The organism is Priestia sp. P5_B4, from assembly GCF_056400385.1.
On the sequence record NZ_JBFULJ010001364.1, the window covers coordinates 1 to 707 of the forward strand.

At 38.6% G+C, this 707-nt stretch carries 2 protein-coding genes; one reads left to right on the forward strand and one right to left on the reverse strand.

The window, feature by feature from the left end; genetic code table 11:
* Positions 1–434, forward strand: a 434-nt coding sequence (locus tag AC1DRF_RS31010) for a DMT family transporter (protein ID WP_477742702.1), incomplete at its 5' end; no start/stop codon positions are given.
* A gap of 34 nt (positions 435–468) precedes the next feature.
* On the opposite strand, the gene AC1DRF_RS31015 is transcribed toward AC1DRF_RS31010, so the two are convergent.
* On the reverse strand, positions 469–707 hold a 239-nt coding region (locus AC1DRF_RS31015; RefSeq protein ID WP_477742703.1), incomplete at its 5' end, for a hypothetical protein.

Genomic DNA, 707 nt, shown 5'->3' on the forward strand with positions numbered 1-707 from the left:
TTGTTTGGGGAGTGCTGTCAGGTGTAGCAGCAGCATTTTATACGCTGTATGCCGTGCCGCTGATCAAAAAGTACAGTTCGCTTGTCATCGTTGGCTGGTCAATGGTAATTGGGGGAAGCGTAATGAGCTTTATTCATCCTCCTTGGGAAGCGTCAAGCTTATCACCAATAACCTGGGGATATATTTTATTTGTCATTATTTTTGGCACGATGCTTGCTTTTTGGCTTTATGTAGAAAGCCTGCAAAGTCTTTTACCTAAAGAAACGAGTTTGCTTGGAAGTTTAGAGCCTTTAGCTGCTGTTATTACAACCGTTGTTTGGCTGAAAGAGCCTTTTGGTTTTTATCAATGGGTAGGCACAGCTTGTATTATTGGATTAGTTTTATTACTCACACGAACGAAACAAGCATCTTCTAAGACGACACTTTCAGCATAAATAGGGGCTTGCTAAAAGAAGAAGCAAACCAATGTCACTTTTCCGCCGAATCTGTAGAAACTCGTTTGACTTTTAAAATCTTTACATATTGAATAAACACTCTTTCTTTTGTAGAGACATTTAATTTAGCAAGTCTTGATGCGTCATCTCGGTTTTTAGCAGATTCTATCACAAAAGTTCCTTTGATTTTGGCTTCATCTTTTAGAACGGAATACTGTATTTCAAATCGTTTTGCTTTCGTTTTCTGCATAGTGATTGATAAGCTCCTTTGCC